Source organism: Rhizobium sp. 01N447_2 (assembly GCF_056399245.1).
This window is the reverse complement of the sequence record NZ_JBFTQY010000013.1, coordinates 173392-179733: the sequence shown is the minus strand read 5'-3', so window position 1 is coordinate 179733 and position 6342 is coordinate 173392. Positions and strand designations below refer to the sequence as shown.

Genomic DNA, 6342 nt, shown 5'->3' with positions numbered 1-6342 from the left:
GGTCGGCGGCGAGCTTGTCGGATGCCCTGTCGGAGATCGTGTAGACGGTGGCGCCGCGGATATCCTTCTGCTTCAACGTGTCGGCATGCAACGAAATGAAGAGGCCGGCATGGTTCTGGCGGGCGATCAGCACGCGCTGCGAAAGCGACAGGAACTCGTCATCCTCGCGCGTCAAGAAGGCCTTGATGCCTGGTTCCTTGTTCAGCCGGTCGGTCAAAGCCTTGGCGAAGGCAAGCGTCACCTGCTTTTCCTCGGTCTTGGTATCGACGCCGATCGCGCCGGTATCGATGCCGCCATGGCCGGCGTCGACGGCAATGACGAAATCGCCGGGAGCAGCTTTTTCCGGTGCCGGAATGGCGCTCGTCGTCTGCGCCGCCTCAGTCCGATCGCTCCAGGATTGCGTCTTCACCAATTCGGCAAAGGCCTCCTTGTCGATCATCTCGGCATCGAGCACGAGGCGATGGCCGTTGCCCGTCTCATCGGCCTGCACCTTGGCAAGCGCCAGCTTCACCGGCCCTGCCGTCGTCAGCACGATGCGGGYGCTCTCCTCGTCCATCTTGCCGTAGCGGATATCCTTGAACAGGCCGCGGGCGGCAAGATCCTTCGCCGGAAAACCGAAGGCGGTCGCCGGCAGGTCGACGACGATGCGTTCCGGATTGGCGATATAATGGACCGAGAAACGCGGCTCGCGATCGAAATCGATGACGATGCGGGTCCTTGCATCGTCGCCGACGATGCGCGCGCCATAGGCAAGCAGCGGATCCCTGGCCTCGACGGAGCTCGCAGCGACCGGCAGGAGACTGGCGGCCAAAAGCGCCGCCAGAACCCGCCTTGCGATTGTCGATCGCCGCGCTGCGGATTTCGCCGCGATCCGAGCCCTCTTAAACAATAAACCGCCACACCCTATTTGTATTGCAATGGACCCGACGCGGCTGCGGCGAACGTCGCTGTGACGAAACACCCGCTGCAGCCTGCCGAATCGCGATCACTTTATCCCCAGCTTCTATGCGTTGCGAAATCCATCAATATTATGGCACATTTGGCTTTTCCCTTGCTATTGTGACACAGAAAACATACAACGAATTTCAGGGTAAAGTGTTGACGGGATAGAGTCGCCGCAAAGGCTGCCAGCCAGATCAGGACCTGGCGCCACACCGGTCATCGTCCGCCGTCTCATGCGCTTAATCCCTAGAACTGGATCCTGATTTTCCGGCTTATTGTCGGAATTCATTGGTGGATCAGCCACCACGCTCTCAGGGAGCAAACTCATCGGACCCGAACGGGTCTTCGTATTTGTCGATCACGCTTGGTTGTTGATGGTTTCGCAGCAGGTTTTATCTGAAGTGTACAGGCCCCGGACCGAAATGGTTCCGGCTGCGGTCTGGCTGCTGCCCTCCCCCTCGCATCAGGCGCGACTTTCATTATCCGGCGCGGCCACTGCGGACCGCATTCTTTCTGTCTCAACAACAGTCGGGAATGCGCTCTCGCGGCCACGCCGAGGAGCACAGCTTACATGGCAGACAAAATGCTTATCGATGCGTCTCACGAGGAAGAGACGCGCGTCGTTGTCGTTCGCGGGAACCGCATAGAAGAATTTGACTTCGAGTCCCAGCACAAGAAGCAGATCCGCGGCAACATCTATCTTGCAAAGGTAACGAGGGTCGAGCCCTCGCTGCAAGCCGCCTTCGTCGATTACGGCGGCAACCGGCACGGCTTCCTGGCCTTCGCCGAAATCCATCCCGACTATTATCAGATACCGCTTGCCGACCGTCAGGCGCTGCTTCGGGCCGAAGCCGAAGAGCATCGCCGCGACGAAGACGTCGAGCATGTCGAAACCGCGCCGATGGTCGATCTTTCCAAGCAGGATCAGCCGGATGTCGGCATCGTTCCGGCAGAGGCGCCGGAAACGGCTGCCGTAACGGAAGAGACGACAGCGGTAGAGACCGCGGCCGCCGAGGAAGCGCCTGCGAAGAAGGCAAGGCCGCGCCGCAGCCGCAAGAAGGTCGTAGAACCGGCCGCCGAGACGACCGCGACCGAGGACGCTGTTCCCACAGACGTCGAAGCCGAAGGCGCGTCGACTGTCGACAATGAGGATGACGGTTCGACCGGCGGCGCGATGGCCGCGATGGTGGAAACCGACTCGATCTCCGAAGACGTCGATACCAGCAAGCGTCGCCACGATGACGACGACGATGATGACGATCACGGCGAAGAGGAAGTCATCGAATCCGTCGGCGCTGAAGATGCGATGGAAGAAGTGCCGGATCGCGTGCAGCGCAAGCCGCGCAAGCAGTACCGCATCCAGGAAGTCATCAAGCGCCGCCAGATCCTGCTCGTGCAGGTTGCCAAGGAAGAGCGCGGCAACAAGGGCGCAGCGCTTACAACCTATCTGTCGCTCGCCGGCCGCTATTCAGTGCTGATGCCGAACACGGCGCGCGGCGGCGGCATTTCCCGCAAGATCACCAACCCTGCCGACCGCAAGCGCCTGAAGGAAATCGCGCGCCTGCTCGAGGTGCCGCAGGGCATGGGCGTCATCCTTCGCACCGCCGGTGCCAACCGCACCAAGGTCGAGGTCAAGCGCGACTTCGAATATCTGATGCGCCTGTGGGAGAATGTGCGCACGCTGACGCTGGCGTCCACCGCTCCCTGCCTCGTCTATGAGGAAGGCTCGCTGATCAAGCGCTCGATCCGCGACCTCTACAACAAGGATATCAGCGAAGTCATCGTTTCCGGCGAAGAAGGCTATCGTGAAGCGAAAGACTTCATGAAGATGCTGATGCCGAGCCATGCCAAGGTGGTTCAGCCCTACCGCGACATCCATCCGATCTTTTCACGTTCCGGCATCGAGGCTCAGCTCGACCGCATGCTGCAGCCGCAGGTGACGCTAAAGTCCGGCGGCTACCTGATCATGAACCAGACCGAAGCGCTGGTCTCGATCGACGTCAACTCCGGCCGCTCGACCCGCGAACATTCGATCGAAGACACCGCACTACAGACGAATCTCGAGGCTGCAGACGAAGTCGCGCGCCAGCTTCGCCTTCGCGACCTTGCCGGCCTGATCGTCATCGACTTCATCGACATGGAAGAGAAGCGCAACAACCGCGCTGTCGAGAAGAAGCTGAAGGAATGCCTGAAGAACGACCGCGCTCGCATCCAGGTCGGCCGGATCTCGCATTTCGGCCTGCTCGAAATGTCGCGTCAGCGCATCCGAGCTTCGGTTCTCGAATCAACCACGCAGGTCTGCTCGCATTGCGGCGGCACCGGCCATGTGCGCTCGCAGTCCTCCGTCGCGCTGCATGTTCTGCGCGGCATCGAGGAATATCTGCTGAAGAACACCACGCACAACATCACCGTGCGCACCACGCCTGACATCGCGCTCTACCTGCTCAACCACAAGCGCCAGACGATCATCGATTACGAAAGCCGTTTCGGCGTCGCTATCGTCATCGATGCAGACGGTTCGGTCGGCGCACAGCATTTCGCGATCGATCGCGGCGATCCGGTGGAAAACCCGGTCAAGATCGAAACGCTCTTCAACTTCGCAGCCATTCCCGAGGATGACGACGACGATATCGTCATCGAAGTGGATGAGGAGGAAGACGAGGAACTCGAGGAAAAGCCGGCCGTTGCCGAACGGCCCGTCGCAGCACGCTCGGAAGGCGAAGCTGACGGCAACCGCAAGCGCAAGCGCCGCAGGCGCCGCCGCGGCCGCAACGGCAATGCCGAGCAGCCGGCATCGGCAGCAGGCGAAGCCGGCGACGAGGATGAAGACGGTGACGACGAGGGCAGCGAAGGTGATGAAAACACCGAAGCTACGCCTGAGACACGCGCTGAAAGCGAGGAATCGCAGCGCCGCAAGCGGCGCCGTCGCGGCAAGCGTGGCGGCCGTCGCAATCGCGCCGAAGATGGTTCCGAACTGACGGCTGGCGAAGCCGGTGAAGACAATGGCGGCGATGAGGACGAAGGCGACGACGTTTCGAACGACGGCGCTCCGAGCGAAGCCGTAGTGGTCGAGGCGATTGTCGAGCAGGCTGACGAAGGCCAGGCCGCGATGGCAGCCGTCGAGAGCGCAGCCGTCATAACCGAAGAGGTGAAGCCCGCCCGTACCCGCGGTCGCCGCAAACCGGCCGCAGTGCCGGTCGAGGAACCAGTTGCAGAGACGGCACCTGTGGCCGAGGCCGAACCGGAATTGGTTGAAGCCTCCGCCGATCTCGAAACGCCAGTTCAGGAAGAGGCAAAGCCGGTTCGCGCCAACCGCGAATCCAACATCTCCTCCTCCGAGCCGACGGTGAAATCCACTCGTGTCGAGAATGGTGAAGGCGATGACGGCAAGCCGAAGAAAGCCGGCTGGTGGCAGCGCCGTGGCTTCTTCTGAACGCTGATTTTCGGACGTAAACACTGAAATCCGGCCGCGGCGACGCGGCCGGATTTTTGTTTATGGCGAGGATTTTCGCGACCGGCCCGATGATAAACGGTGATTATCGTCGACAGGTCAATCCGATGGCCGAGCGACTCGGCCTCAGGATCGCCTGACCCGCTTGCGATCAGGCGGCAGGCGGATAGAGCAGGTCGACGATGTAGCTGGCGTCGAAGCGGGAATCGAGCATGCCGTAGGTGGAGCGCCAGCCGCCGGCAAGACGCGTCTCGATGAAGGCATCGGCAATGCGCCCAGCGCCCAGCCGATAGAGTTCAGCGGCACCGGCGGCGAGCGCCAGTTGTTCGACGAGCAGGCGCGCGGCGCCCTCATCCTGTTCACACAGCGCAATTGCGGCGCGCAGCACGTCGATCGTCTTCTTACCGGCGGGTCCGAGATCGCGGGCAAGGCCGGCAAAGACCGTTTCGAACAGATCCTTGCCACGGTTGAGCACGCGCAGCACGTCGAGCGCCATGACGTTGCCGGAGCCTTCCCAGATGGCGTTGACAGGAGCCTCGCGGTAATGGCGGGCAATCGGGCGTTCTTCGATGTAGCCATTGCCGCCGATGCATTCCATCGCCTCATAGATCAGCGCCGGCGCGATCTTGCAGCACCAGTATTTGGCGACCGGCGTCATGACGCGGGCATAGGCCGCTTCCTCGGCATTGCCGCGCGCCTTGTCGAAGGCGTCGGCCAGACGGAAGGACAGTGCCGTCGCGGCGGCAACATCGAGCGCCATGTCGGCGAGCACGCGCGTCATGATCGGCTGGTTGACGAGCATCTTGCCGAAGACGCTGCGGCCGCGGGTGTGGTGCACGGCTTCGGCGAGCGAGGCGCGCATCATGCCTGACGAGGCCAGCGCGCAGTCGAGCCGGGTCAGCGTCACCATGTCGAGGATCGTGCGGATGCCGGCATCCGGACCACCGAGCAGGAAACCGAACGTATCGGTGAACTCGACCTCGGACGAGGCGTTGGAGCGGTTGCCGACCTTGTCCTTCAGCCGCTGGAATTGCAGGCCGTTGGCGGAACCATCCTCCAGAAGGCGCGGCACGAGAAAACAGCCCATGCCCTCCTTCGTCTGCGCCAGCATGATGAAGGCATCGCTCATCGGCGCCGACATGAACCATTTATGGCCGGACAGCCGGTAGATGCCCTCGCTGACCTTTTCGGCAGCGCTCCTGTTGGCGCGCACATCTGTGCCGCCCTGTTTTTCCGTCATGCCCATGCCGATGGTCACGGCGGATTTCTGCATGGCGGGCTTGTTCGACGAATCATATTTGCGCGAGAGAATTTTTGGCGCCCAGTCCTTCTGGACCGCGGGCGAAGCCGAGAGCGCCGCAACGGAGGCGCTCGTCATCGTCAGCGGGCAGAGATGGCCGGATTCCAGCTGCGACGTCAGATAAAACCGCGCGGCACGAACCTTGTGGGCCTCGTCCTTGGCCTCGGTATCGGCCTGGGGATCCCAGACGGAGGAATGCAGGCCGACCGACATGGAGCGGCGCATCAATGCATGCCAGGCAGGATGGAATTCGACGACGTCGAGGCGCTCACCGCGCGGACCGTGGGTGCGCAGCTGCGGCGCGCCCTGGTTTGCCATGCGCGCCATCTCCTGCGCCTCCGGCGAGGTGACGTAGCGGCCCATGTTTTCCAGGTCTTCGCGGATGCCGCGCGGCAGGGCCGCCGTCAGATCGACGATCAGCGGATCGGATCGATAGGCATTGATGCCGGACCACAGGCTCGGCTGGTTGAGTTCTGCGAGTTTGTCGTCAGTCCGGTTGGCGGAGGTCATAATTCGCTTCTAGTGTAAGAACCCGGCAAAGGGAAACCGGAAGTTATGATTCGGTTCATTCTGCTCTATCGGAATTCGGGCGAAAATGCATGGGGACATAAGCCTTTGCCCACAGCACATGCTTGCCCCGGCGGGCAGC

The 6342-nt window shown here is 62.0% G+C and carries 3 protein-coding genes; 1 reads left to right on the top strand and 2 read right to left on the bottom strand.

The genetic code is table 11. The features are described from left to right. A partial coding sequence (locus AC1ECN_RS11075; protein ID WP_477952977.1) for an N-acetylmuramoyl-L-alanine amidase occupies positions 1-889 on the bottom strand: 889 nt, incomplete at its 3' end. Between the two features lie 624 nt (positions 890-1513). On the opposite strand from AC1ECN_RS11075, the gene AC1ECN_RS11070 reads away from it, so the two are divergent. Further along, positions 1514-4375, top strand: coding sequence for an Rne/Rng family ribonuclease (locus tag AC1ECN_RS11070; protein WP_130661364.1), 2862 nt, complete (start codon positions 1514-1516; stop codon positions 4373-4375). 169 nt (positions 4376-4544) lie between these two features. On the opposite strand, the gene AC1ECN_RS11065 is transcribed toward AC1ECN_RS11070, so the two are convergent. Beyond that, positions 4545-6203, bottom strand: coding sequence for an acyl-CoA dehydrogenase family protein (locus tag AC1ECN_RS11065; protein ID WP_029872820.1), 1659 nt, complete (start codon positions 6201-6203; stop codon positions 4545-4547). Positions 6204-6342 lie beyond the last annotated feature (139 nt).